Raw genomic sequence first — 26019 nt, 5'->3', positions numbered from 1 at the left:
GGTGTGAAGCGGGGAAGCGGGGAAGCGGGAAGCGGGAAACGGGAAACGGGAAACGGTGAAGCGTGGGATCTGCCAAGCGGCGAAGCAAGGCAGCCGTGAAGCGACCGTCGCCCCGCCCCGACACGACGGCGTCGCGCGTCGGGGCGGACGGCACTCAGAGCACCGGAATCGGATCCGAGCCGAAACGGTTCGGGCCGTTGGTGCCGCGCGAGCACATCCACACGAGCAGCAGAATCCCGCCGACGAGCGGAATGAACGCGATCAGCAGGAACCAGCCCGAGCGGCCCGTATCGTGCAGGCGGCGGACGGTGACCGCGAGGCTCGGCAGCACCAGCGCGAGCGACACGACTGCCGCGACGATCATCAGCAGCAACGAGATTGCGCTCGTGTCGCGCCCCACCATGGTGATCACCTGGCAGAGGATCGACACGACACTCGTGAGCAGCGCGAAATACCAGTATTCCGCGCGGCGCGCGCGGCCTTCGAATTTCGCGTATTGATTGAGTGCGGAACGAACGGCTTCACTGAAATTCATCTTATTGCCCTCATGTTTTATATCGACGACGCCGGAAACAACGCGGGCATTATAAGTTTGAATTTCTTCGCATCGCATCCCCTTTCGCGCGCGGACCGTCTCTCACGCCGGCTTTCGCATTACCGGAGCGGCCGCAGCGGCGGCGTGCGGCATCAGAAACGCGAATGTCACGTCATTTTTATAATCGCAACAACCTGACATAAATAGCAGCAAGATAATCCACGACTTGATTACACCAGCGTGAAACGCATCTCGATCGATAATCGAAACGATGGTTCTGCGCCGATTGACCGACCGGCCGGGAATATCGTCGGACGTCGCGTGCGCACGTCGAAAACGGCGCGCCCCCCGGCCGGCGTTCGCTAGCCGGCCGCCGCCTGCTGCAACGCGCCGAGATCGAGCTTCTTCATCTTCATCACCTGCGCCATCACGCGTTCGGCGCGTGCCGGGTCGCCCGCCATCAGTTCGGGCATCTGCACCGGCACCACCTGCCACGACACGCCGAAGCGGTCGCGCAGCCAGCCGCACTGCTGCGCGCGCTCGTCGCCGCCTTCGGCGAGGGCCGCCCAGTAGCGGTCGATCTCCTGCTGGTCGCGGCAATTGACGACGAACGACACGGCCGGTGTGAGCGGGAACGCCGGGCCGCCGTTCAGCGCGAGAAACGCCTGCCCGTCCAGTTCGAACGACACCGTCATCACCGCGCCCTCCGCCTGCCCCGACGCCTGCGCGCCGGACTTGCCGTAACGGGCGACGTGCAGGATGCGCGCGTCGTCGAACACCGACACGTAGAAGCGGGCGGCCGCCTCGGCGTCGTGGTCGAACCACAGAAACGGCGTGATGCGTTGGATACGCTGGCTCATGGCGCTGTCTCCTCGATGTCGTGCCGGCACCGGTGCCGGTCTTATATCGTAGGCGCTGGCGCGGCGTTCCCCCGGTAATCCGCGACGAACCCTAAAAAAAGGGGGCGATCGCTCGCCCCCTTCCTGCTGCTGCCGCTCGTGCGCGATCAGAACGCGACGTAAGGCTGCGCGCCGCCGGTCGCGGTCCGGTCCATCCCGAAGTAGATCGTCTTGCCGTAGAAGTGCGGCATGCCGAGATCGAGCCACCCGGCCGCGCCGAACGGGCCGGCGATGTCGTTGAACGCGAACGTCGACGAGTTCGCGAACAGCGAATCGGCGTTCGCAACGGGCATCGACACGCCGCCCGACTTCCCGTTCTGGCCGGTCAGCGTCGCGGTATAGGTGGTCGTCGACGACGGGCAGTAGAACTGCGTGTTGGTCGAGCAGGCCTTCTGCGCCGAATCGTTGAAGAAGTACGCGTTCGAGCCCGTATCGAAGAACGCGGTCACGTTGCCGCCGAGGAACGTCGCGCTCACGTCGCCCGTCGTCGTCGACGTCAGTACCGTCGACGCCCCCAGCGCATTGTTGCCCTGCGTGCCGATCCCGAACGTCAGCAGGCCCGTCGCGCTGCCCTGCCCGCTGCTCGAGATGTTCGGCATCTGCACGATCACGCCGTTGTTGTCGGTCGCGAAGCGATGGACCGGGTTGGCCACCTGCTGTGCGACCGGCACCAGCGCCACGGCGCAGCTCGCATTGCCGTTCGGGCACGCGTAGTAGTTGTTGGACGTGGCCGACGTCGACGTCGCGCAACTCGTGCCGCAATCGACCGGCGCCGGCCCGATGCCGAGGATGCCGTTCGCGCCGAGGTCGCTCGCCGTGTTGGCCGACGTCCTGGCGCCGTTGTTCGAGCACGAGCTCGGCACGTTGGTCGTGCCGAGATCGCCGATGATCTGCACCGGCAGCGAACCGGCCTGCTCGGTACCGATCGACAGGTCGACGGTACGCACCGAGCCCCACGTGAAGCTCGACACGAACTTGCCGCACTCGGCGACCGGCGCGCCGCCGCTCGTCGTCTGCGGCAGGTTGTTCAACACGCCCGACGACAGCGCGCTGCTGACGAGCCGCAGCCCGTACGACGCGGTGTCGACGAGCACGTTGTTGACCACCTGGCAGTTCGTCGTGCCCGGCACGCAGATCTTCACGTTGACGGTCGGGATGTTGATCACGTGCGCGACGCCGGTGCCGACCGTGATCACGGCCGTGTTCGCGGTATTGCCGTCCGATACGTTGGAGCCGCCGCCATTGCCGCCGCTGCTGCCGTGGTTGTCATCGCCGCCGCCGCAGGCGGTCACGAGCATGGCCGTCACGGCCGCGACGCTCAGCAGCCCGAGCCAGCGCCTGAAGGTACGAGGAATTCTCAAGATCGCTCTCCCGCTGTCACTGGATGTCGTTGCCGGTCAGCCCGGCAGGCAGCGCCGCCGGCAGCCATGCCTGGCCCGCGAAGGCGCCCATGTGGCCGCCCGTGCGGATCACGAGGCCGCTCGTGTCGACGGACACGGGCGCGCGCCAGCCGCGCGCCGCATGCGCGGCCTGGACGCCGGCGGTGTACTGCGGGAAATAGCTGCCGAGCAGCGACTCGAGATCCGGCATGCTCGGCCCGCGCCAGGCGAGGCCGAACACGGTGCCGGCCGCGCTCGCGTATTCGTGGATGACGGTGCCCGATCCGAGCGTGATCTCGCGGACGGTGTAGGCGGCCGCGTTCGCCTGCGCGCCGTCGGCGGAGCGCATCGCGCGCTGCAGCGCGCGCACCGTGGCGGCGTGATCGTCCGCCGGCGGCGACATCGGTGCGCCGCCCAGTTCGGCCTGTGCGTGGACGGCCCACAGCACACCCATTGCAGCCGTCGCGTGCGCGGCGGCCCAGCCCAAGCGTTTCAGCTTCACGTTCCCCCCCAAAGGGACTGGCTTCGTTGCCGGCGGTGCCGCCGTCAGGCGCGGCGCCGCGGGCCAACAAATCAAAGTCTTAAAATTGACGCTTCGTTGCTGCTGACGCGTAGTATGCCTGCGGAGTGTGTCGGAGTGTCAAATCAACGATGCATGACGCGGCGCAGCATGACGAGCGGCACGATCCGCGCGCGGGGGGCTCGGCGGGAGAGGCACGGTGACAGCCACGCGCACCGGGCGCTCCGCGAACGGGAGCGGCCCGGTGGCGTGCGGTGCGGCACGGTCAGAAGCCGAGACTCGCGAGCAGGTCGTCGACCTGCGCCTGGTCCTGCACGACGTCGGACTTGCCTTCCGGTGCGATCTGCGGCCCGTTCAGCAGCGACTCGGGGCTGCCGGTCGCGCTGATCTGCTCGGCCGCGAGCGCAGCCGCGGTCGCCGCGAACTGCTCGCGCCGCTCGGGCGCGATGTTCTCGACGAGCACGGTGAGCAGCTGCTGCTCGATCAGATAGACCATGTCCATGATCTTCTTGATCACCTGCCCGGTCAGATCCTGGAAATCCTGCGCGAGCATGATTTCGAGCAGCTGCGCGCTGGTCGCGGACGTCGCTTCGGGCAGCGCGCGCAGGAACGTGCGCGTGTCGTCCATCAGCTCGCGCACGTCCGCATGCTCGATCGGCGCCGCGTACCACTGCGCCCAGCGCGCGTCGAGCGCCTCGGCCTCGCTCTGGATGCGCGCCTGCACCGGTTTCGCGACCTCGATCGCGTTCAGCACGCGTTCGGCCGCCTGCTCCGTCATCGTCGCGACGTAGCGCAGCCGGTCGCGTGCATCGGGTACGGCTTCCGCCGCGCGCTCGACATGCTTGTCGAGCCCGAGCTCGCGCATCGAATCGCGCAGCGTGCGCGTGACGTGGCCGATGCGCGCGAGGATCCGGTCGCTCGCGTAATCGGCGCCTTCGGCGTGGCCGTCGGCGCTGAACGCAGCGCCGGCGAGCGCCGCATGGATCGGCTCGTTCACGTCAGCTCCCGGCCTTGGCCATCTTGTCGATGATCTTGTTCAGCTTCTCGTCGAGCGTCGCGGCCGTGAACGGTTTCACGACGTAGCCGCTCGCGCCGGCCTGCGCGGCCGCGATGATGTTCTCCTTCTTCGACTCGGCCGTGACCATCAGCACCGGCAGATGCGTGAGCGTCGCGTCCGCGCGGATTTCCTTCAGCATCGCGAGGCCGTCGAGGTTCGGCATGTTCCAGTCCGAGATCACGAAGTCGAAGCCGCCGCCGCGCAAGCGCGCGAGGCCGGCCGCGCCGTCCTCGGCTTCGTCGACGTTCGTGTAGCCCAGTTCCTTGAGCAGGTTGCGGACGATCCTGCGCATCGTCGGGAAATCGTCCACCACCAGGATTTTCATGCTCTTGTCCATCGTCGTTCCTTTGCAGATTCGTTACCGTCGGGGCCCGCGGCTTCGCACGCGCCCCGTGACATTTCATTCAGACGCGTTGCACGCGGTCACCCATCGTCGCCAGCCGCGCCATCACGCGCCGGCTCATCTCGGCAAGCGGCGCGACCTCGTCCGCGCCGCCGAGCGCGATCGCCTCGCGCGGCATCCCGAACACGATGCAGCTCGCCTCGTCCTGCGCGAACGTGTGGGCGCCCGCGCGCTTCATGTCCAGCAGGCCGGCCGCGCCGTCGCGCCCCATCCCCGTGAGGATCACGCCGATCGCGTTCTTGCCCGCGTGCTGCGCCGCCGAGCGGAACAGCACGTCGACCGACGGCCGGTGGCGGTTCACCGGCGGCTCGTCGGACAGCTGCGCGATGTAGTTCGCGCCGCTACGCGCGAGCAGCAGGTGCGCATGGCCCGGTGCGATGTACGCATGGCCCGGCAGCACGCGCTCGCCGTGCTCGGCTTCCTTCACCGCGATCCGGCACAGGCCGTTCAGCCGCTGCGCGAACGACTTCGTGAAGCCGGGCGGCATGTGCTGCGCGATCAGCACCGCCGGCGCATCCGGCGGCAGCGGCGTCAGCACCTCGCGGATCGCCTCGGTGCCGCCCGTCGATGCGCCGATGATGATCAGCTTCTCGGTACTGACGAGCGGGTTGTTGACCATCGGCGCGGCCGGCTGGCCGCTCGCGGTGCGCGCGGCGGCAGCCTGCGGCTGCGGCGCCTGGCGCACGCGGGCGCGCGACGCCGCGCGGATCTTGTCCGCGAGCTTTTCCGCGTAGTCGAGCATGCCGTCGCGGATCCCGACGCGCGGCTTCGTGACGAAATCCACCGCGCCGAGTTCGAGCGCGCGCAGCGTGATCTCGGAGCCGCGCTCGGTCAGCGACGACACCATCACGACCGGCATCGGCCGCAGGCGCATCAGCTTCTCGAGGAAGTCGAGCCCGTCCATGCGCGGCATTTCGACGTCCAGCGTCAGGACGTCCGGGTTGTGCTGCTTGATGAGTTCGCGCGCGACGAGCGGATCGGGCGCGGTCGCGCACACCGTCATGTCGGGCTGGCTGTTGATGATCTCCGTCATCAGGCTGCGGATCAGCGCCGAATCGTCGACGCACAACACTTTGATCTTCTGCACTGCGGTCATGCCTCCTGCTTTCTCGAATGGTTGGCCGCGTACGGGCTGCCGGCGTTCGGGCTGCCGACCTTCGCGTTCGCCGGCTGCGCGCCTGCGCCGCCGCGTGCGCCGAACAGCTCGATGCGCGGGCGCGCCGGCGGCGGCGCGGCCGGGCGCTTCGCCGCGAACAGCTCGACGTGCGCGCGCGTCCGGGCGGCGTGCACGCGGTCGGCCTCGCGCGCCAGCGCGGCTTCGCGCTCGGTCACGCCCGGCACCTGCAGCCGCAGCTTCTTCACCATCGCGCGCCCGCTGCGCGGCATGAACGCGACCTTGCGCGGGTGCACGCCCTGCAGGTCCTCCGCGGTGATGCGGATGCGCTCGAGCGCGAGATAGCGGCGCACGAAATCCGCGTTGCGGTCGCCGATGTTGATGGTCGTCATCCCTGCCAGCACGGCCGCGCCGCCGAACACCTTCGCCTCGAGGCGCTCGCGGCGCCCGCCAGCCTTGATCAGTTCGTTGATCAGCACTTCCATCGCGTACGCGCCGTAGCGCATCGACTCCGATGCGGCCGCGCCGGCGTCGGCGCCGTCGTCGGGCAGCATGAAGTGATTCATTCCGCCGATGCCCGCGATCGGGTCGTGCAGGCACGCGGCGACGCACGAGCCGAGCACGGTCATCAGCACCATGTCCTCGGACGTCGTGTAGAACTCGTTCGGCAGCAGCTTCACGCCGGGGCGTTCGAAGTGGTTGTCGAAGTAGCGATTGGTGGCGATCGGCAGCGCGCTCATCCGCGTTCTCCGTAAGCGGGCGCGGCGCCCGCGGCACGCGCATGGGCGCGCGGCGGCACCGCCGCGGCCGGCGCCGCGCCGCGCGGGCGCTGGCCCGGCGCGGCGTCGTGCCCCAAGGGCACTTCCTTCGGGGCGCGCGTCAGCTCGTACACCGTCTGCCCGCGCAGCCGGAACGCCTGCGAGACGTAGGTGAAATTCTCCGAATGCCCGGCGAACAGCAGCCCGCCCGGCTTCACGAGCGGCTCGAAGCGCGACAGCACCTGCCCCTGCGTCGGCTTGTCGAAATAGATCATCACGTTGCGGCAGAAGATCGCGTCGAACGGCTTCGCGATCCCGTAGTCGGCATCGGTCAGGTTCAGCTGCTCGAAGCGGATCATCGCGCGCAGCTCCGGGCGCACCTTCACGCGGCCGGCCTGCGCGCCGGTGCCCTTCAGGAAGAAGCGCTTGAGCCGCTCCGGGCTCAGGTGCTTGACCTGGTCGTACGTATAGATGCCGGCCTCGGCCTTCGCGAGCACCTGCGTGTCGAGGTCGGTCGCGAGGATCGATGCGCCGCGCGCGGCCGATTCGCCGAGCGCCTCGATCAGCGTGATCGCGATCGAATAGGGCTCCTCGCCGGTCGACGCCGCCGAGCACCACACCGATATGGGCGCCGCGCGCCCCTTCACGAAGTCGGCCAGGATCGGGAAATGGTGCGACTCGCGGAAGAACGCGGTCAGGTTCGTCGTCAGCGCGTTGGTGAACGCCTCCCACTCGAGCGGATCGTCCTCCTGCTCGAGCAGGTCGAGGTAGTCGCGGAACGTGTCGAGGCCGCGGGCGCGCAGCCGGCGCGCGAGCCGGCTGTACGCCATGTCGCGCTTGTGCTCGGACAGCGAGATGCCCGCGCGTCGATGAATCAGCGCGCGGATGCGTGCGAAATCCGCGCCGGTGAACGCGAAGTCGCGCCCCGGCTCGCCCGCGCGGGGCGAGGCATCCGGTGCATCGGGTCGAAACGGTGCGCGCGCGGACGGCATGGCTTAGAAGGTCTCCCAGTCGTCATCGGACGTGCCGGCCGCGGCCAGCGCCGGCTTCTCGCCGCTCAGCGCCGGACGCACCAGCGCGGGCTTGTCGGCCGGCTTGTGCGCCGGTGCGGCGGCCGCCTTCGCGAGACGCGGACCGTAGCCGCCCGCGGCCGGCGCTTCCTTCGCTGCGCGTGCGGCGGCGTCCGGCGCACGCTTCGTTTCGTGGCTCGCGGCCGGTGCCGATGCATGTGACGTATGCGACGCATGCGACGCGGGCGCAGGCGACGCGCGGCGCGCCGGCTGAGCGGCCGTCTGCGGTGCCGGCAGGCGGCGTTCCGACGGCGACGCCAGCGCCGGCGCCGCTGCGTGCGCGGCCGGGCGTGCGGCGCCGCGCGCCGGCGCGAGCGCGATGCCGCCCGCGACGCGCCACGCCGACACGACCGCCTTCATCTGGCGCGTCTGCTCCTCGAGCGACGCGGCGGCGGCCGCGGCCTGCTCGACGAGCGCCGCGTTCTGCTGCGTGACGGAATCCATCTGGCCGACCGCGCGATTGACCTGCTCGATGCCGGTCGACTGCTCGTCCGACGCGGCGCTGATCTCGCCCATGATGTCGGTCACGCGGCGCACGGCCTGCACGATCTCGTCCATCGTCGAGCCGGCCCGCGCGACGAGCGCCGACCCGCTGTCGACCTTCTCGGCCGAATCGCCGATCAGCTGCTTGATTTCCTTCGCGGCGCTCGCGCTGCGCTGCGCGAGCGAGCGCACTTCGCCCGCGACCACCGCGAAGCCGCGGCCCTGCTCGCCCGCGCGCGCGGCTTCGACCGCCGCGTTCAGCGCGAGGATGTTGGTCTGGAACGCGATGCCTTCGATCGTGCCGATGATGTCGACGACCTTGCCCGAGCTGGCCGCGATGTCCTGCATCGTCGACACGACCTGGCCGACCACCTCGCCGCCCTGCATCGCGATGTCGGACGCGTTCACCGCGAGCTGGCTCGCCTGCCGCGCGTTCTCCGCGTTCTGGCGCACGGTGCCGGTGAGCTGCTCCATGCTCGATGCGGTTTCCTGCAGCGACGCGGCCTGCTCCTCGGTGCGCTGCGACAGGTCGGTGTTGCCGGTCGAGATCTCGCGCGCGCCGACGTCGATCGATTCGGTGCCGCGATGCACGGCCTGCACCATCGTCGTCACGGCGTCCTGCATCCGCTTGATGCCGCCGAACAGGCGGCCGATCTCGTTGCTGCTGAACACGTTCACCGGCTGCGTGAGGTCGCCGCCGGCGATCCGCTCGAAGTGCGCGATCGCGTCCTCGAGCGGCTTCACGATCAGCCCGCGCAGCACGAAGCGGATCGCGATCACGACGACGAACGCGATCGCGATGCCGGCCGCGATCAGGCCGATCATCAGCGAGATCTGCGACTGCGTCGTGGTCTGGCGTTCCTCCGCGCGCTTCTGCAGCGACGCGACCACGGCCGATGCCGTCTGGTCGTACGCGACGAACATCGGGCTGATCTTGGTGTCGGCGACCGCGTGATACGCGGCCATGTCGCCCGCGCGCGCGGCCGCGAACTCGGGCTCGACGCCTTCCTTCACGATCGTCGTATAGCGTGCGGTGAGCTCGTCGACGAGCGCCTGCTCGATGCCGAGCTTCGGCGTGGCCTGGAACGCCTGCCAGTTCTGGCTCGACTTCGCGTACAGCTCCTGCGCGCGGTCGAGCACCTTGCCCGCCTCGGCCGTGTTGCCGGCTTCGGTCAGGGTGCGGAAGCGGTCCAGCGCCACGCGCGCGCGCAGCAACTGCGCCGACGTGTCGTCGAGCGCATGGATCGCCGGCAAGTCGACGTGCGCGATCTCGTCGAGCGAGCGGCTCGCGCGATCGAGCGCGTAGAGGCCGAGCCCGCCGACCGCGGCGGCCAGGCCCACGAGGATGAGTCCGACCGCCGTGAGCGTCGTGCGGATCGACCAGTTATGCAACATTGCAGATTCTCCCGAAGTTCCTGCGCGCGCGGCGCGCTTACGCGCCGAGCGTCTCGATCAGCGCCATTTCCCGGCTCGACATCAGCTTCTCGATGTCCATCAGGATCAGCATCCGGCCGTCGACCGTGCCGAGGCCCGTGAGGTACTCGGTCGTCAGCGTCGCGCCGAATTCCGGCGCCGGCATGATCTGGTCGGTCTGCAGCGTCAGCACGTCCGACACGCCGTCGACCACCATCCCGACCACGCGGTTCGACACGTTCAGGATGATCACCACCGTCTGGTGGTCGTACTCGACGCGGCCGAGATGGAACTTGATCCGCATGTCGACGATCGGCACGATGATCCCGCGCAGGTTGATCACGCCCTTGATGAAGTCCGGCGCGTTCGCGATGCGGGTGACGCTGTCGTAGCCGCGGATTTCCTGCACCTTCAGGATGTCGATCCCGTACTCCTCGTCGCCGAGCGTGAAGACGAGGAATTCCTGGCCCGTCGCATCGCCATGCTCCGCATCGCGGCGGCTGGTTGCCGCGTTCGCCGCGGCCGGATTGATCATTTGGACTTCAGCGGACACGTTTGCCCCCAATCGGTTGAATGGCGAGAGTCAGAAAATGGCGAGCTCGGCGCCGGCTCGGGCGCCGTGCGTCGCACGGGTTTCGCGGTTCAGCGCCGCGACGTCGACGATCAGCGCGACACTGCCGTCGCCGAGAATGGTCGCCGCAGAGATGCCGTGCACCTTGCGGTAGTTGGTTTCGAGGTTCTTCACGACCACCTGCTGCTGGCCGACCAGCTCGTCGATCAGCATCGCGAAGCGGCGCCCCTCGGTTTCCATGATCGTGACGATCCCCTGGGTCGGATCGGTGCGCGCGTCCTCGACCGAGAACACCTCGTGCAGCGCGACGAGCGGCAGGTATTCGCCGCGCACGCGCACCACGCGCTCGCCGTTGCCGACCGTGTAGATGTCGTCGTTCGACGGCTGCAGCGACTCCATCACGAAATTCAGCGGCAGGATGAAGATCTCGCTGCCGACCTTCACCGACATCCCGTCGAGGATCGCCAGCGTGAGCGGCAGCACGATCCGCGTGGTCGTGCCGCGACCGGCCTGCGACGTGATCTCCACGTGGCCGCCCATCGACTGGATGTTGCGCTTCACGACGTCCATCCCGACGCCGCGGCCCGACACGTCGGTCACGGTCTCGGCGGTCGAGAAGCCCGGCGCGAAGATCAGCTGCCAGACTTCGTCGTCGCTGATGTTTTCGGAAATCTGCATGCCCTGCTTCGCGGCCTTCGCGAGGATCCGCTCGCGGTTCAGGCCCGCGCCGTCGTCGCTGACCTCGATCACGATGTTGCCGCCGTGATGCGCGGCCGACAGCACCAGCTGGCCGACGCCGTCCTTGCCGGCGGCGACGCGCTTGTCGACCGTCTCGATCCCGTGGTCGAGGCTGTTGCGCACGAGGTGCGTGAGCGGGTCGATGATCCGCTCGATCAGGCTCTTGTCGAGCTCGGTCGCCTGGCCGAACGTGACCAGCTCGACCTGCTTGCCGAGCTTGCCGGCGAGGTCGCGCACGAGCCGCGGGAAGCGGCTGAACACGTAGTCCATCGGCATCATGCGGATCGACATCACCGCTTCCTGCAGGTCGCGCGCGTTGCGCTCGAGCTGCGCCATCCCGTTGAACAGGCGGTCGTGCAGCGCCGGATCGAACGCGCTCGCGGTTTCCGCGAGCATCGCCTGCGTGATCACGAGTTCGCCGACCAGGTTGATCAGCTGGTCGACCTTCTCGACGCCGACGCGGATCGAGCTGCCTTCGGCGCCCGCTGCGGCGGCGGCCGGGCGCGGACGCTTGTCGTCGTGATGTGCGGCAGCCTGGGCAGCCTGCGCGGCGGGTTCGGCGTGCGGTTGCGATGCCTGTTGCGGCGCCGGTTGCGCGGCGGCGCTCGGTTGCGCTTGCGGTGCGGCGGCGGCCGGGGCGGCACCGGGGGCTTGCGCGAAGACCTCGACCCGCGCGGCCGGTTCCGGCGCGGTGACCGGTTCGACGGCGGCCGGCTCGACGGCGGCCGGCGTGGCGGCAGGCGCCGCCGGTGCGGCCGGCGCGGTGCCGCGCGCGATGCGGATCTGGCTGTCGTCGATCACGAAGCAGCACACGGCGACGATGTCGTCGGACGGCACGTCCGATTCGAGCCACAGCGTCAGGTCGGCGCCCGCTTCCTCGCGGCCGACGATCCGGCCGAGATTGCCGAGCTCCTCGGTGAGCAGCGCCTGGTCCTTCGCGTCGACGCCGACGAGCGTGATCTTCAGGTGCGGGCCGTCCGTGCCGGCAGCCGCCGCCGGATGCGCGGCCGCGACCGCCTGTTCGACCACGTGATCGGGCGCGCGGTCGCTGGCGGCGGCGAAGGTGGCGGCCGGTGCCGGTACCGGTGCAGTCGCCACGGCAGGCGCGGCAGGCGCGACGTCCGCGGGCGCGCCCGCGCCGCTCTCGGCCTTCAGGCGATCGAGCTTCGCGCAGATCGTCGCGGCAGCCGCCGCGTCCGGTTCCGCGCTCGCGCGATAGTCGACCAGCTGGTCGGACAGCACGTCCTTGGTCTCGAGGAACGCGTCGACCATTTCCTTGGTCAGCGTCAGCTCATGGTTGCGCGCGCGGTCGAGCAGCGACTCGAGGATGTGGGTCGTCTCGGTCAGCGCGGAAAAGCCGAACGTCGCCGCGCCGCCCTTGATCGAATGCGCGGCGCGGAAGATCGCGGCCAGGTCCTCGGGGTCCGGCGAGCCGACGTCGAGGTTCAACAGCAGTTGCTCCATCTGCGCGAGCAACTCGTCCGCTTCGTCGAAAAAGGTCTGGTAGAACTGCGTGATGTCGAGAGTCATGCCCGGTCACCGGTTGGATTCGTCGCGTTCATGTCAGGAGGCGGTCTGCTCGGACAGCGTCGCGACCAGGTCGATCAGCACGGCCGGGTCGATCGGCTTTTCGATCCAGCCGGTCGCGCCCGCGTCGCGCGCGGCGTCCTTGAACGCATCGCTGCCTTCGGTCGTCAGTACGAGAATCGGCGTGTCCGCATACGCGGTCAGCTTGCGCAGCGCCGCGATCACCTCGAGGCCGTTCCTGCGCGGCATGTTCTGGTCGGTCAGCACCAGGTCGTACGGCACGGTGGCCGCCATGTCGAAGCCGGCTTCGCCGTCCGGCGCCACCGTCACGTCGTAGCCGGCCTGCGCAAGCGTCGCCTGCAGCAGCGCACGCATGGTCGCGGAGTCGTCGATGGCGAGAATGGTTCGGATCATGTCGGGCTCCGCAGGACCGCTCCAGGGTGGCTGACCGCCCCCTCGGGGGGCAGCGGACGAAGTGAGCGTGAGGGTTGTTTCATACGCGTCTCGAAATCTTGGAAACGTCAGGGTTTCGGCACCACGGCGACGGCGCTCGCGAGCGCCGGTCGCGCGGCCGGTGCCGGGCCGCCGAGCTGCTGGGCCAGTTGCTTCGAGCCCGCGGCGTCGGCCGACAGCGTCGTGGTCGTCGTGTCGTCGCGCATCAGCGCGTCTTCGGATTTGCGGTTCAGCACGATCACGCTGATCCGGCGGTTTTCCGGATCGAGCGGATCGGCCTTGTTCAGGTTCTGCGTCGACGCGAGGCCGAGCACGCGCAGTACCTTCGACTCGTCCATGCCGCCCGCGATCAGCTCGCGGCGCGACGCGTTCGCGCGGTCGGCCGACAGTTCCCAGTTGCTGTAGCCGCCCTCGCCGCCCGCATACGGCACCGCGTCGGTATGGCCCTGGACGATGATCCGGTTCGGCACGTCGTTCAGCGTCTTGCCGATCTCGCGCAGGATGTCGCGCATGTACGGCTCGACGTGGTCGCTCGACATCGCGAACATCGGCCGCTTCTGCGAATCGACGATCTCGATGCGCAGCCCCATCAGCGTCGAATCGATGCGGATCTGCTGCTTGAACTGGCGCAGCGTCGGATTCGCCTCGATCGCCGCCATCAGCTTGATCTGCAGGTCGTGCAGGCGCGCCTGCTCGAGCCGGTCCTGCGCGCCCTGCGCCTGCGAGCGCGTCCTGTCGTCGCCGGCCTTCGCGACGCGATCGGCGAGCGACGTCGTGCCGTCGGTACGGCGCAGCGTGCCGGCATCGAGGCTCGACAGGTCGCGGCCGCCGCCGTTGATGATGCTCGAGTCCTGCGAGCTGCGATCGCCGCTGCCGAACAGCGCGGCCTTCAGCGGCGTGTTGAAGTACTCGGCGATCCCCTTCAGCTGCACCGGCGTGACCGAGCTCAGCAGCCACATCAGCAGGAAGAACGCCATCATCGCGGTCATGAAGTCCGCATACGCGAGCTTCCAGGCGCCGCCGTGGTGGCCCTTCTTCTGCGGGGCCACCCGTTTGACGACGATCGCGCGATCCTTGCTCTTGCTCATCGAATGCTCCGCGTCACTTCGCCTTCACGCGGCGCACATGCTCTTCGAGCTCGGTAAACGACGGCCGCTCGGTCGAGAACAGCACCTTGCGGCCGAACTCGACCGCGATCGCCGGCGCATAGCCGTTCAGGCTCGCGAGGATCGTCACCTTGATGCACTGGAACATCTTGGTCGACTCGGCGACGCGCTGCTCCGCGAGGCTCGCGAGCGGCCCGATCAGCCCGTACGACAGCAGGATCCCGAGGAACGTGCCGACCAGCGCCTGCGCGATCATCGCGCCGAGCACCGCGGGCGGCTTGTCGGCCGACGCCATCGTGTGCACGACACCCATCACCGCCGCGACGATCCCGAACGCCGGCATTGCGTCGCCGACGCGCATCAGCGCGTGCGCGGGGCCTTCGCCTTCCGCGTGGTGCGTTTCGATTTCCTCGTCCATCAGGCTCTCGATCTCGAACGCGTTCATGTTGCCGCCCACCATCAGGCGCAGGTAGTCGGTCAGGAATTCGACGATGTGGCGATCCGCGAGGATCTTCGGGTATTGCGTGAAGATCGGGCTCTTGTCCGGATCGTCGATGTCGGCCTCGAGCGTCAGCGTGCCTTCCTTGCGGGCCTTCGCGAGCAGCACGTACAGGAGCGCCATCAGTTCCATGTAGACGTCCTTGGTGTACTTCGAGCCCTTGAAGAGCGTCGGCAGCACGCGCAGCGTCGCCTTGATGGTCTTCATGCCGTTGCCGAGGATGAACGCGCCGACGCCCGCGCCGGCGATCATCAGGATCTCGAGCGGCTGGACCAATGCGCCCAGATGCCCGCCTGCCAGCGCGTAACCGCCGAAGACGGACAACAGCGTCACGAGTGTTCCCACGATAATCAGCACTGCCTGTCCCTCACGAATGACCGGCGGGGAGACCGCCGTTAATCAGGTTTACGGCAGTCGGCAGGAAAACTTTGGCGGCCGTGCCGCGACCGCGCGGCGGTGTTTACCAGCAGGCCCCGGCCGGTTCGCGCGGCGCTCGGTGGGCGTGCGGCGGCCGCTCGGCCCCGCCCGGCGGCGCTCAGGCGGCGGCGGTGGCCAGCCCGGCGCGTGCGGCGGCCGCCTTGCGGGTCTTGCCCGCGCGCGACGGCGGCTGGCACAGGCCGCACACGAAACCTTGATGCGGATCATGCGCATGCGCGACGAAATGGCCGCCGCAGCGCGTGCACGGCGTCATCTGCAGCATCCCCGAGTCGAAGAAGCGCACCAGCGTCCACGCGCGCGTGAGGCTCAGCGCGGCCTCGTCGCCGGACAGGTTCACGTGCTCCAGATAGAGCCGGTACGCCTTCACGATCGACTGGATCGGCTCGCAGCGGCCGTGGTCCTGCATGAACCGGTAGATGTTGTAGAACAGCGACGAGTGGATGTTCGGCTGCCACGTCATGAACCAGTCGGTCGAGAACGGCAGCATCCCCTTCGGCGGCGACGCGCCCTTCAGTTCCTTGTACAGCTTGATCAGGCGGTCGCGCGACAGGCTCGTCTCCGCCTCCAGCAGCTGCAGCCTGGCGCCCAGTTCGATCAGTTCGATGGCGAGGGTGATTTCCTTCACCTCGATCACGACGCTTTTGCTTGCCATGGTGAATAACCGTCCGCTTGACGTTGTTCGGATGAATCGCCAATACGCCGCCCGCCGGCGCGGCGCGCCGGGACGAACGCAAGGCGGGGAAGGATCAGCGGACGCTTTCGACCGGCTGGCCGGCCATCAGGATCGCGGAATGCGCATGCGTGACGACGTCGCTGCGGCCTTTGTCGGCGAGCGACGACAGCAACGCGTGATCGTCGAAGCGGAAACGGCACAACATCTGGTTCGATGCCGCGAGCTTCACGGTCTGGGCGAGCGTGAGGTTCGCGAGCACGTCGGCCAGTTCCTGGGAAACTCCCATGCGGAACATGCCCATCGCCTTGTCTTCCCGCAGCAGGCGCTGCGCGAGGAGGAGGTACGACAGGTTGACCTCTTTGATCTCACTGAGCATTTCGCTGGTGGCGCTCATGATTCCCCCGTTAAGAGCTTTTGCTTTGGCCTTTCATTGTGAAAACGTTTGCTCGATCGGGCGCCTGCTGACGCGCTGCCGGCACGTTTATAGTCTTACAGGGCGAATTCTGGCCAAACGGCATTTATGCCGGTATCAGCGAAGTGGCGCACGCCACGCAGGAATTGTCTGTAAACCGTGTAGGAATTTTTCCGACAAGGCGGATTGAAAGGGAACGAACGGCGGGGTGAATGGGGCGCGAATGCGTCGGCGATGCGGTCCCGCATGGGCCGAATCCGGCTGAAGGCCATCCGGCAAGGCTGCCGGAAGTTGAATCGGTAAAAATTATAGTGGTTTTTCATGATAGCGCAACAATTGTGGCGGCTATCTCGCTTTATGTTTTCGCACCCTTTTTATCGGGGTTTTCGCGTATTTCATGGTGTAACAAGCCTTAAGTGTTTGAAAAAACACTCGAACCCCTGAAGGCGATATCGATAATGGACTCAAATGGGCGGCGGCGGGAGCCGCGCCGGCCCGCCCCGCAGCTTGCCGCCCGGCGTCCCGCGCACCCCGCCACGGACCCGGCCACGTACCGCAGACAGCGTGCGTCGGCGAGTTCCGCAACCCTGCAGCGGACCAGCATGCGCGCTCGAGCGCTTTGCGCTGGTCGACACCGGAGAACGTCCATGCGTATTGCCCAGATCGCGCCGCTTTACGAAGCTGTCCCGCCGAAACTCTATGGCGGCACCGAGCGTGTCGTGTCCTACCTCACCGAAGCGCTCGTCGAGCTCGGGCACGACGTGACGCTGTTCGCGAGCGGCGACTCCGTCACGTCCGCCCGTCTCGAGGCGGCATGGCCGCGCGCACTGCGGCTCGACCCGTCGATCCGCGACTCGATGGCGCCCCATATGCGCCTGATCGAGCAGGTCGCCCGGGTCGCGCACGAATTCGACGTGCTGCACTTCCACCTCGACTACCTGCCGTTCCCGCTGATGTCGCGCCTCGACACGCCGTACGTGACGACGCTGCACGGCCGCCTCGACCTGCCGGAGTTGCAGCCGGTGTTCGACGCGTTCCCGGACGCGCCGGTGGTATCGATCTCGAACAACCAGCGCAAGCCGCTGCCGCAGGCCGCCTGGGCCGGCACCGTGTATCACGGGCTGCCCGACACGCTGCTCACGCCGCAACCGGACGTGAAGCCCGAATATCTCGCGTTCCTCGGCCGGATCTGCCCCGAAAAGCGGGTCGACACCGCGATCCGGATCGCCGCGCAAAGCGGGCTGCCGCTGAAGATCGCCGCGAAGGTCGACAAGGCCGACGCCGACTACTTCAAGGAAGTGATCGAGCCGCTGCTCGGCGAGGCGCATGTCGAATTCATCGGCGAGATCAACGAGGCGCAGAAGCCGGCGTTCCTGTCGGGCGCGAAGGCGCTGCTGTTCCCGATCGACTGGCCGGAACCGTTCGGCCTGGTGATGATCGAGGCGATGGCCTGCGGCACGCCGGTCGTCGCGTTCAACCGCGGCTCGGTGCCGGAAGTGATCGAGGACGGCGTGACCGGCTTCATCGTCGAGGACGTGCAGGGCGCGGTCGGTGCGCTGCACCGGATCGACAGCCTGTCGCGCGACGCGATCCGCGCGCGCTTCGATACGCGTTTCAGCTCGAAAGCGATGGCACGGCGCTATGTCGAAACTTACGAATCGCTTTGCGCGACGGCAAAGCGGCCGACCTTGCGTCGCGTCGCGAGCGCGTGACGCCGAAATTCGTCAGAAATATTCGGTGAAATTCGCGCCGAAATCGGCGCGTAAAACCCAAAGGCGCCAAAGAGCCGCAGTCGATGCGGCTCTTTCTTTTTGCGCGCTCATTCGATCAGGAAACGATCGCGGTTTTTCCCGACGATCCAATTCGGCGGCTTGCCGCGCCCGCTCCAGGTTGCACCCGACTTCGGGTCGCGGTATTTCGGGGGCAGCGGTGCCTTTTTCGGCGGACGGCCGCGCCGCGCGCGCTCCGCGAAGCCCAGATCCTGGGCCGTCAGGCCATATTCGGCAATCATTCGCTGGACGTCGGCGATCACCGCCGCCACTTCCTGGCGACGCACGTCATCCGCCTGGGCCTGCAGATCGGCGATCTGCGCCTTGAGTTTCGCGTATTGAGACATTTTTCGGCTCCCTTTTTCCATGATGCGGCGCCGGCAGCTCCGGCCGGAACGCCAACACCCGTTACGTCGTCCGCACTGCCGCCCTGCCCTTCAAAATTAATGCTGTCATCTTTAACCGAATCGGCTATATCGAGAATGCGGACTTATTCTAATAAAAGCCATTCGTCAGCCATTCGAATTTAACAATCGTTGACCCTCACCCAGCCGATTCATTTCCTATAATCCAGACCAATTCGGGGTGACGGAATAAATCATCCGGTCATCCGTTTGTCTTCAACCCACTTGAACGGGATCCTTACATGAATCTTTCTCAGCGTCTGGCTGCAGAGGTATTCGGCACGTTCTGGCTGGTGCTCGGCGGGTGCGGAAGCGCCGTGCTGGCCGCCGCCTTTCCGGGCCTCGGCATCGGCTTCGCCGGCGTCGCACTCGCCTTCGGCCTGACCGTGCTGACGATGGCATTCGCGATTGGCCATATTTCGGGTTGCCACCTGAATCCGGCCGTCAGCGTGGGCCTGACCGTCGCCGGCCGCTTCCCGGCACGCGATCTCGCGCCGTATATCGTTGCGCAGGTCGTCGGCGCGACGCTCGGTGCGTTCGTGCTGTACCTGATCGCGACCGGCAAGCCGGGCTTCGACGTCGTCGGCAGCGGCTTTGCGACGAACGGCTTCGGCGAACGCTCGCCCGGCCACTACTCGCTCGGCGCGGCGTTCATCTGCGAAGTCGTGATGACGGGCTTCTTCCTGTTCGTGATTCTCGGCGCCACCGACAAGCGCGCGCCGGCCGGCTTTGCGCCGATCGCGATCGGCCTGTGCCTGACGTTGATCCACTTGATCTCGATCCCGGTCACCAACACGTCGGTGAACCCGGCCCGCTCGACCGGCCCTGCGCTGTTCGTGGGCGGCGAGGCGATCGGCCAGCTGTGGCTGTTCTGGGTCGCGCCGATCATCGGCGCGGCAATTGCGGGGATCGTCTACCCGCTGATCGCGGGGCGCGACGATGCCGTCGGCCTCGTGCCCGCATCCGCTCGCACTAGCGAATAAAACACTACGGGGTCACGCGAGCAGAGCAGCGAGCCTCACGCTGTCGAACAACACGAGGCAGGTAATTTGAACGGGCGCCGCTGGCGCCCGTTTTTCATGGCCGCTCAGGAAGCGGCGACGCCGTCGAGCGTGCCTTCCAGCGCGAACAGCGTGCGCAGGTGGCGGGCAACGCCCGCATCGAAGTTGTTGCCGATCCGCGGGATGTGCGGCAGGTGCGCGATCAGGTCGGGGTTCGCGTTGTTCATCATGAACGCGTGGCCGGCCGTTTCGAGCAGGTCGATGTCGTTCATGTTGTCGCCGAACGCGATGCAGTGGCCGGCGTCGACGCCGAGTCGCGCGAGCACCGTACGCAGCGCGCGGCCCTTCGACACGTTGGCGGTCATCACTTCGAGACAGTCGGGCAGCGAGTACGTGACGTACAGCGCGTCGCCGAACCGCACGCGCATCTGCTCCGCGACCACCGCCAGATCGGCCGGCTCGCCGATGTACAGCACCTTCGCGATGTCGGCGCCGTCGTGCGCGGCCATGTCGATCACGTCGTACCGGAAGCCCGAATCCTGGTGGAATTCGAGCAGGTGCGGCGCGTCGCGGTCGATCAGCCAGCCGCGGTCGGTGAACAGGTTGACGATCACGCGCCCGTGCGCACCGGTCACGCCCGGCTGCACGAGGCCGCGGACGATCGCGGGATCGATGTCCTGCGCATGGATCGCCGTGTCGTCCGGCGCATGCACGCGCGCGCCGTTCGACGTGATCAGGTACGGCCGGATGCCCAGCACGTCGCGGATGCCGGCGACGTCCGCGTAGTGACGCCCCGTCGCGATCACGAACTGCAGGCCGTCGCGGTCGAGCCGGCGGACGGTCTCGATCGTGTACGGATCGAGCTGGTGGTCGCTGTTCAGCAGGGTGCCGTCGAGATCGGTGGCGATGACTTTGTACATGGGGACGGGGGAGTGGCGCGCAGGACGCTGCGGAGCCGTCATTTTAACGTCGTGCCCGGGGGCGCGCCGGGTGGTCGGGAAATGGGGGGCGGGTTTCAGGCCGTTCGGGTTTCGGTGCGTCGCTGGTTCGGTCGGGGCAGGCTGTTTGCTCGGTTTGCTCGGTTTGCTCGGTTTGCTCGGTTTGCTCGGTTTGCTCGGTTTGCTCGGTTTGCTCGGTCAGCTCGGTCCAGTTTGTCCGCTCAACGTGCCCGCCCGTCGCTTTACCCGATCAGCCCGATCGGCCCGCCCGGCCAGTTCGGCCCACTCGCCGCACGCCGCCCACGTGCCTCTCTCACCCCGCTTCAGCCGCCCTCAACACCTGCAGCGCGAGCCGCAACGCGCCGTGCGCGGAATCGTCGAGCGGCGCGCGCAGCCGCGCCGCATGGCGTGCCGGCACGGCCGGTGCCAGCGCGTCGGCCAGCCCGCCGCACAGCGCGACCGGCAGCGCCTGCTGCGGATCGAGCGCGTCGATCATCTTGCCGATCTCGTCGCCGGCCTGCGCGATCAGCGCCGCCGCATAAGGATGGTCGCGATGCGCGAACACGATCGGCGCGAGGCGCGCGTAGATCGTCTGGTTCGCATCGCACGACCACTGGACGAGCGCGTCGCGATCGTGCGCGCCCGTTTCCGCGAGCAGCGCGCCGGCAAACGCGTCGCGCGGCACGCGGCCGTCGAGCGCCTGCTGCGCGTACGCGAGCGCGCGCATGCCGAGCCACGCGCCGCTCGCCTCGTCGCCGGACGGAAAGCCGAAGCCGCCTGCGATGCGGCAGTCGCCCGCCGCGTCGAGCGCCGCCGCGATGCTGCCCGTACCGAGCGCGACGATGAGCCCCGGCGCACCGCCGTGCGCGCCGACGACGGTCGTATAGGCGTCGCTCTCGATCGCCAGCGCGTCGAGCGGCGCCTGCGCGCGGAACGCGGCGAGCCACGCGGCATTGTTGACACCCGCGAGCCCGCAGCCGAGCGCGCACTGCGACCAGTCGAACGCGAGCCCCGCCCGCGTGAATGCGTCGGCACAGGCCGCGCCGATCGATGCCCACGCGCGCTCGATGCCAAGGCCGAGCCCCGACGGGCCGCCGCGCCCCTGCGCGAGTTCGCGCCCGTGCCGGTCGGCGAGTACCGCGCGGGTGCCCGTGCCGCCGCCGTCGATGCCGATCGCAAAAAGGAATGCCGTCATGCGTTGATCCTGCTGATTCGAACAGGCGCCAAGCTTAACCGGATCGGCGCCGCGCGCCCATCTGCCGTTCGGCCAGCTATACCGTGAATGGGCGTTCCGCTATGCTGGCACGATCGAATCGACACTGGAACGAGGCTGGCGATGTCGCAGCGGTGCAACTGGGTAAAGACGGAAGCGGATGCTCACTATCACGATACCGAGTGGGGCGTGCCGTCGCATGACGATCGCCATCTGTTCGAAATGCTGATTCTCGAAGGCGCGCAGGCGGGGCTGTCGTGGTCGACGATCCTGAACAAGCGCGCCGGCTATCGCGAGGCGTTCGCCGACTTCGATGTCGACGCGGTCGCGCGCTTCACACCGAAGCGCATCGAGAAACTGCTCGAGAACCCCGGCATCGTGCGCAATCGCGCGAAGGTGGAATCCGCGGTGACCAATGCACGGGCCGTGCAGCGCATTCGCGAGGATCACGGATCGCTCGCACAATTCCTGTGGTCGTTCGTCGACCACACGCCGGTGCAGAACGCGTGGCAGTCGTATCGCGACGCGCCCGCATCGACTGCCCAGTCGGATGCGCTCAGCAAGGCGCTGAAGGAGTACGGCTGCAAGTTCGTCGGCTCGACGATCTGCTATGCGCTGATGCAGGCAACCGGGATGGTCAACGACCACGAGACCAGTTGCCCGTGTCACGCCCAATGCGCTGCGCTCGGCGGCAAGCAGCAGCCGGCACGGCGCCGCAAGGCGGGCTGACGGCGACGAAGCTCACGGGCCGGTCGGCATGGCGCGGACCGGCACGTCAGCACGCGCCGCCAGGTGATCCGCGCAAGGCGAGCCCGAACGCGGCGCCGATTTCCAGGTGAACACGTCGGCGGCCTTGCCCGTTGGCCGCCGGTGGAACCGCCGTGCGGCCGTGCCGCCATTCCACCGTCTGACAGTCGATCGGCCACTTGTCCGCCACGATCTGCAACATTTTCCGGCCCCGAAAAGCAAAACGGCGGAGCGGCTTCTTTCGAAGCACGCTCCGCCGTTTCGCGGCGAACCGTAGACGCTCTTAGTGGAGCTTCTTCGGCAGCATCTGGCTGCGCAGGCGCTTGTGCAGGCGCTTGACGGCTGCTGCCTTCTTGCGCTTGCGGACTGCGGTCGGCTTTTCGTAGGACTGGCGCTCGCGCAGTTCAGCGATCAGGCCATTTTTTTCGATAGCACGGCGAAAGCGGCGAATCGCCACTTCGAACGGCTCGTTTTCCTTCAGAAGAATCGTCGTCATGTCGTTCCTAAATTGCTTAAACGGTCAAAAACGTAGCGGCCAAGCGCCACGCACCGGCCATCCGGGCGTCCCCACAACAGGCGAAACGAGCGGAAATACGGCCTCGGAGGCCGGAAAAGAGAGGCACAAAGCACCGCGGGTACGCTTCACAAGCCGCGTGCAGCGCCGCGTTTGACTGCCAGCAGGAATGCCGCAACGGCATAGGCGTGACAGAAAATCTCAATTCAGCCTGCCATCATATCAGGAAATCACAGACAAAACTATCCTTTTGTCGATTCCGGTTCGCCGCCGCGCGCGGCGCGGCCGTAGACACCGCCCAGCGAGACCGTCGCGCAACCCGGCCGAAATCGCTGCCGGCCATACCGGGCGTGGACTTCGAGGCAGCAGCACGCTTCCGGCCCGAATTTCCTCACACAACCCTCTAAAGTTTTCGCCGGGTGCCGCCGTCAACCAGGAAAGGCGGGCAGCGCCACTCGCGATAAAGCGCAACGCCGAAAACGACCCTGTCTGTACGCGGGCATTTTCCAAAACGAGGAAGCAAATGCTGAACATCAACACCAACATCCTTTCGCTGACGACGCAGACGAACCTGTCGGGCTCGCAAAACGCACTGTCGCAAGCGATCAACCGCCTGTCGTCGGGCAAGCGCGTGAACACGGCAGCCGACGACGCGGCAGGTCTCGCGATCTCGACGACGCAAACCGCCGCGATCAACGCATTGACGCAAGGCGTTGCAAACGCGAACAACGGTATCTCGATGATCCAGACCGCAGCCGGCGCGCTGCAGTCGACCGTCGACAACCTGCAGCGTATCCGTACGCTGGCAGTCGAAGCAGGCGACGGCTCGCTGGACTCGAACGCACGTGCAAACCTGCAAGCTGAAGTCACGACGCGTCTCGGCGAAATCGACCGCGTCGCACAACAAACCACGTTCAACGGCCAGACCATCCTGAGCGCGGCCAGCAACGTCACGTTCCAGGTCGGCGCATCGGCGAACCAGACCGTTGCCGTCGACTTCGGGTCCACCGTGTGGACGAGCACGGGCGGCGGCCTGAGCCTGACCGGCCTGACCGTCAGCGACCAGACGAGCGCACAGTCGGCGATCACGTCGATCGACGCGGCACTGAAGAACGTCAACACGTTCCAGGCAACGCTGGGTGCAGCGCAGAACACGTTCCAGGCTGCGATCTCGACGACGCAGACGCAGGCAACGAACATGAGCGCAGCACGTTCGCAGATCACCGACGCGGACTTCGCGACGGAAACGGCGAACCTGAGCAAGGCGCAAGTGCTGCAGCAAGCCGGCATCTCGGTGCTCGCGCAAGCGAACTCGCTGCCGCAGCAAGTCCTGAAGCTCCTGCAGTAATCGGGAACGTGTGCGCCGGGCGATTCGCCCGCGCGTAAGGCGTCGTCCGCGTTGCGGCGCGCGACGACGCCGGTTCGATTCATCGAACCCGACACATCAGGGAGGCCCGCCTCCCTGCTTGCATTTGATTCGAAGCACGGCCACCCGCCGGAACGCGCGTCACCGCGCAAACGACTGGAGCACCCGCATGACCACGACGAGCACGAGCACAAGCACGACCGATATCGGCAGCCTTCTGGCGCAGGCCGGGCAATCGATCATCAGCGGCGCGACCAATTCGACGCTCGACGTCAATTCGCTCGTGTCGGCACTGGTCACCGCGAAAACGGCCGGTCGGACACAAACCCTCACGACCAAGCAGACGGCGGACAACACCGAGCTGTCGGCGGTCGGCAAGCTGAAATCGGCGCTGTCCGCGCTGCAGACCGCGATCGCCGGTCTCGCGAACGGCACCACGCTGAGCGGCCTCGCGGCCACCGCGAGCGGCAACGGCATCACCGCGTCGGTCAAGAGCGGCGGCGGTGCGGTGGCCGGCTCGTACGCAGTCAACGTCACGCAGCTCGCGACCGCGAACAAGCTGTCGTCGGCGGGCATCACGTCGACGGACACCATCGCGAGCGGTTCGCTGAGCATCACGCTCGGCAGCAATGCAGCATTCAACGTCAACGTCTCGGCCGGCGCATCGCTGTCCGACATCGCGACGTCGATCAATACGACGGCCGGCAACCCGGGCGTCACCGCGTCGGTGATCACCGGTTCGGACGGCCAGCATCTCGTGATCCAGTCGAACAACACCGGCGCGACCAACACGGTGTCGGTGACCGGCACCGGCGTCAACTCCAAGCTCACGTCGGGCTATACGACCGTGACCAAGGCCGCGGACGCGCAGCTGACGGTCGACGGCACGCCGGTGAGCAGCGCGTCGAACAGCGTGTCGGGCGTGCTGACGGGCGTCACGCTGAACCTGACGTCGGCCGCGCTGAACACGACGCAGACGGTCACGCTGGCCCCCGACACCACGGCCACGACGAGCGCGATCAACGCATTCGTCAACGCGTACAACACCTATGTGACGACCGCGCAGTCGCTGTCGTCGTACGATCCGAACACGTCGACCGCCGGCCCGCTGCTCGGCGACTCGATGCTGAACACGATTTCGAACGGCCTCGCGACGTCGATCAGCGGCGGCGTCACGACGGGCAGCCCGAGCACGACTTATTCGCTCGCGGCGATCGGTATCAACCTGCAATCCGACGGCACGCTGCAGGTCGACTCGACCGCGCTGAACACCGCCCTCACGTCGAACAGCCCGGCCGTCGCCGCGCTGTTCAACACGACGAACGGCGTCGGCCAGACGCTGAACAACCTGGTCAACACCTACACGCAGAAGAACGGGCTGATCGACCAGCGCACCACGGCGCTCAACACCGACCTGAAGAACCTGTCCGACCAGGCGACGCAGTTGAAGAACTACTCGGATCAGCTGACCTCGCAATACAACGCGCAGTTCACCGCGCTGAACAACCTGATGGCGACGATGGCGAACAACACGAAGTACCTGACCCAGCTGTTCGGCGGCACGAACAGCGCAGGAACGCTCGCCACCAACAAGTAAGCGGCCCTTTCGCACGACGCATACGCATCCGGACGACGACCATGACGACCGAAACGCTGAATCAAGCGCTCCACCTGACCGAGGCGATGCAGTCGGCCACCGCGCTGCGCGACTGGGAGCGCGTCGCGGCGCTGGCCGACGCGCGCTCGCCGCTGCTGATGGGCCTGTCGCCCGAACAGACGCCGGACGCGCTCGACACGATCCGTCGAATCATGGACATCGATGCGTCGATCGCGCGGGACGCGCAGGCCGATCGCGACCGGCTCGCGCAGCAGTTCACCGAATCGCGCGACCGGATCCGCGCAGCCGGCCTCTATCAGGCGACCGGCATGCTGTAAGTCATTCCACGAACAACAACGCGCGCCGCCGTCGAGCGGGCGCCGATGTCGTAGCATCGAGCCGCCTTCGGGCGGCTATTTTTT

28 protein-coding genes are annotated in these 26019 nt (G+C 67.3%); 6 read left to right on the top strand and 22 right to left on the bottom strand.

Features of this window, described 5'->3' with window-relative positions; genetic code table 11:
• Positions 1-154: 154 nt before the first annotated feature.
• The 17 genes from NQV17_RS36280 to flhD all read right to left on the bottom strand — a co-directional run bounded on the left by NQV17_RS36280 (position 155) and on the right by flhD (position 16030).
• Positions 155-535: a DUF805 domain-containing protein gene (locus NQV17_RS36280; protein WP_257775935.1), complete on the bottom strand. Its 381-nt coding sequence runs from the start codon at positions 533-535 to the stop codon at positions 155-157.
• Positions 536-897: 362 nt separating this feature from the next.
• Entirely contained in the window at positions 898-1395 is a 498-nt protein-coding gene (locus NQV17_RS36275) for a VOC family protein (protein ID WP_044846372.1), read from the bottom strand.
• 146 nt (positions 1396-1541) lie between these two features.
• On the bottom strand, positions 1542-2795 hold the full coding sequence (locus tag NQV17_RS36270) for a DUF3443 domain-containing protein (protein WP_257775934.1): 1254 nt from the start codon (positions 2793-2795) through the stop codon (positions 1542-1544).
• A 16-nt stretch (positions 2796-2811) separates the two neighbouring features.
• Positions 2812-3315 (bottom strand): DUF2844 domain-containing protein, encoded by a 504-nt coding sequence (locus NQV17_RS36265; protein ID WP_257775933.1) that lies wholly within the window; start codon positions 3313-3315, stop codon positions 2812-2814.
• Positions 3316-3598: 283 nt separating this feature from the next.
• Entirely contained in the window at positions 3599-4330 is a 732-nt protein-coding gene (gene cheZ / locus NQV17_RS36260) for a protein phosphatase CheZ (RefSeq protein ID WP_124486865.1), read from the bottom strand.
• A 1-nt stretch (position 4331) separates the two neighbouring features.
• On the bottom strand, positions 4332-4727 hold the full coding sequence (gene cheY, locus NQV17_RS36255; protein ID WP_006754880.1) for a chemotaxis response regulator CheY: 396 nt from the start codon (positions 4725-4727) through the stop codon (positions 4332-4334).
• Between the two features lie 67 nt (positions 4728-4794).
• Complete coding sequence (locus NQV17_RS36250) at positions 4795-5889, bottom strand: chemotaxis response regulator protein-glutamate methylesterase (RefSeq protein WP_257775932.1); 1095 nt, start codon at positions 5887-5889, stop codon at positions 4795-4797.
• On the bottom strand, positions 5886-6647 hold the full coding sequence (gene cheD / locus NQV17_RS36245; RefSeq protein ID WP_257775931.1) for a chemoreceptor glutamine deamidase CheD: 762 nt from the start codon (positions 6645-6647) through the stop codon (positions 5886-5888). The genes NQV17_RS36250 and cheD overlap by 4 nt, the downstream gene beginning before the upstream one ends.
• Positions 6644-7657: a CheR family methyltransferase gene (locus NQV17_RS36240; RefSeq protein WP_257775930.1), complete on the bottom strand. Its 1014-nt coding sequence runs from the start codon at positions 7655-7657 to the stop codon at positions 6644-6646. The genes cheD and NQV17_RS36240 overlap by 4 nt, the downstream gene beginning before the upstream one ends.
• Positions 7658-7660: 3 nt before the next feature.
• Positions 7661-9613 carry a methyl-accepting chemotaxis protein gene (locus NQV17_RS36235; protein ID WP_257775929.1) on the bottom strand — a complete coding sequence of 651 codons (1953 nt, stop codon included), beginning with the start codon at positions 9611-9613 and terminating at the stop codon, positions 7661-7663.
• Between the two features lie 37 nt (positions 9614-9650).
• The gene (gene cheW / locus NQV17_RS36230) at positions 9651-10166 is read right to left on the bottom strand and encodes a chemotaxis protein CheW (protein WP_035971390.1); all 516 of its coding nucleotides are present in this window, start codon (positions 10164-10166) and stop codon (positions 9651-9653) included.
• Positions 10167-10214: 48 nt separating this feature from the next.
• On the bottom strand, positions 10215-12470 hold the full coding sequence (gene cheA / locus NQV17_RS36225; protein WP_257775928.1) for a chemotaxis protein CheA: 2256 nt from the start codon (positions 12468-12470) through the stop codon (positions 10215-10217).
• A gap of 33 nt (positions 12471-12503) precedes the next feature.
• Positions 12504-12881 (bottom strand): response regulator, encoded by a 378-nt coding sequence (locus NQV17_RS36220; protein ID WP_044849175.1) that lies wholly within the window; start codon positions 12879-12881, stop codon positions 12504-12506.
• Between the two features lie 107 nt (positions 12882-12988).
• Positions 12989-14008 carry a flagellar motor protein MotB gene (gene motB / locus NQV17_RS36215; RefSeq protein WP_257775927.1) on the bottom strand — a complete coding sequence of 340 codons (1020 nt, stop codon included), beginning with the start codon at positions 14006-14008 and terminating at the stop codon, positions 12989-12991.
• Positions 14009-14021: 13 nt separating this feature from the next.
• The gene (motA, locus tag NQV17_RS36210; RefSeq protein WP_124486860.1) at positions 14022-14882 is read right to left on the bottom strand and encodes a flagellar motor stator protein MotA; all 861 of its coding nucleotides are present in this window, start codon (positions 14880-14882) and stop codon (positions 14022-14024) included.
• A 178-nt stretch (positions 14883-15060) separates the two neighbouring features.
• Positions 15061-15615 (bottom strand): flagellar transcriptional regulator FlhC, encoded by a 555-nt coding sequence (gene flhC / locus NQV17_RS36205; protein WP_124520474.1) that lies wholly within the window; start codon positions 15613-15615, stop codon positions 15061-15063.
• A 94-nt stretch (positions 15616-15709) separates the two neighbouring features.
• Positions 15710-16030 carry a flagellar transcriptional regulator FlhD gene (gene flhD / locus NQV17_RS36200; protein WP_014895554.1) on the bottom strand — a complete coding sequence of 107 codons (321 nt, stop codon included), beginning with the start codon at positions 16028-16030 and terminating at the stop codon, positions 15710-15712.
• 665 nt (positions 16031-16695) lie between these two features.
• Between flhD and NQV17_RS36195 the strand changes: the two genes are divergently transcribed.
• Positions 16696-17760 carry a glycosyltransferase family 4 protein gene (locus NQV17_RS36195; protein WP_044849179.1) on the top strand — a complete coding sequence of 355 codons (1065 nt, stop codon included), beginning with the start codon at positions 16696-16698 and terminating at the stop codon, positions 17758-17760.
• Positions 17761-17867: 107 nt separating this feature from the next.
• Here NQV17_RS36195 and NQV17_RS36190 read toward each other — a convergent pair whose 3' ends face one another.
• Positions 17868-18164 (bottom strand): H-NS histone family protein, encoded by a 297-nt coding sequence (locus tag NQV17_RS36190; RefSeq protein ID WP_006489320.1) that lies wholly within the window; start codon positions 18162-18164, stop codon positions 17868-17870.
• A 299-nt stretch (positions 18165-18463) separates the two neighbouring features.
• Between NQV17_RS36190 and aqpZ the strand changes: the two genes are divergently transcribed.
• Positions 18464-19204, top strand: coding sequence for an aquaporin Z (gene aqpZ / locus NQV17_RS36185; RefSeq protein WP_044849180.1), 741 nt, complete (start codon positions 18464-18466; stop codon positions 19202-19204).
• 104 nt (positions 19205-19308) lie between these two features.
• On the opposite strand, the gene NQV17_RS36180 is transcribed toward aqpZ, so the two are convergent.
• Positions 19309-20142, bottom strand: a complete 834-nt coding sequence (locus tag NQV17_RS36180) for a Cof-type HAD-IIB family hydrolase (protein ID WP_257775926.1) — start codon at positions 20140-20142, stop codon at positions 19309-19311.
• 331 nt (positions 20143-20473) lie between these two features.
• Positions 20474-21355 carry a BadF/BadG/BcrA/BcrD ATPase family protein gene (locus NQV17_RS36175; protein ID WP_257775925.1) on the bottom strand — a complete coding sequence of 294 codons (882 nt, stop codon included), beginning with the start codon at positions 21353-21355 and terminating at the stop codon, positions 20474-20476.
• A 141-nt stretch (positions 21356-21496) separates the two neighbouring features.
• Here NQV17_RS36175 and NQV17_RS36170 point away from each other — a divergent pair, with 141 nt between their 5' ends.
• The gene (locus NQV17_RS36170; protein ID WP_124893677.1) at positions 21497-22102 is read left to right on the top strand and encodes a DNA-3-methyladenine glycosylase I; all 606 of its coding nucleotides are present in this window, start codon (positions 21497-21499) and stop codon (positions 22100-22102) included.
• A 46-nt stretch (positions 22103-22148) separates the two neighbouring features.
• Here NQV17_RS36170 and NQV17_RS36165 read toward each other — a convergent pair whose 3' ends face one another.
• Positions 22149-22322, bottom strand: coding sequence for a hypothetical protein (locus NQV17_RS36165; protein ID WP_257775924.1), 174 nt, complete (start codon positions 22320-22322; stop codon positions 22149-22151).
• 81 nt (positions 22323-22403) lie between these two features.
• Entirely contained in the window at positions 22404-22616 is a 213-nt protein-coding gene (gene rpsU / locus NQV17_RS36160; protein WP_006401410.1) for a 30S ribosomal protein S21, read from the bottom strand.
• Positions 22617-23157: 541 nt separating this feature from the next.
• Here rpsU and NQV17_RS36155 point away from each other — a divergent pair.
• From NQV17_RS36155 to NQV17_RS36145, 3 genes are all read left to right on the top strand, one after another.
• Positions 23158-23982 carry a flagellin domain-containing protein gene (locus NQV17_RS36155; RefSeq protein ID WP_257775923.1) on the top strand — a complete coding sequence of 275 codons (825 nt, stop codon included), beginning with the start codon at positions 23158-23160 and terminating at the stop codon, positions 23980-23982.
• 187 nt (positions 23983-24169) lie between these two features.
• Positions 24170-25597, top strand: a complete 1428-nt coding sequence (gene fliD / locus NQV17_RS36150; RefSeq protein ID WP_257775922.1) for a flagellar filament capping protein FliD — start codon at positions 24170-24172, stop codon at positions 25595-25597.
• Positions 25598-25638: 41 nt separating this feature from the next.
• Complete coding sequence (locus NQV17_RS36145) at positions 25639-25935, top strand: flagellar protein FliT (protein ID WP_257775921.1); 297 nt, start codon at positions 25639-25641, stop codon at positions 25933-25935.
• The last annotated feature ends 84 nt before the right edge of the window (positions 25936-26019 follow it).

The organism is Burkholderia sp. SCN-KJ, assembly GCF_024656005.1.
Taxonomy (GTDB): domain Bacteria; phylum Pseudomonadota; class Gammaproteobacteria; order Burkholderiales; family Burkholderiaceae; genus Burkholderia.
Note: the sequence above shows the minus strand (reverse complement) of the source record. Positions and strands in the feature narration are given on the sequence as shown.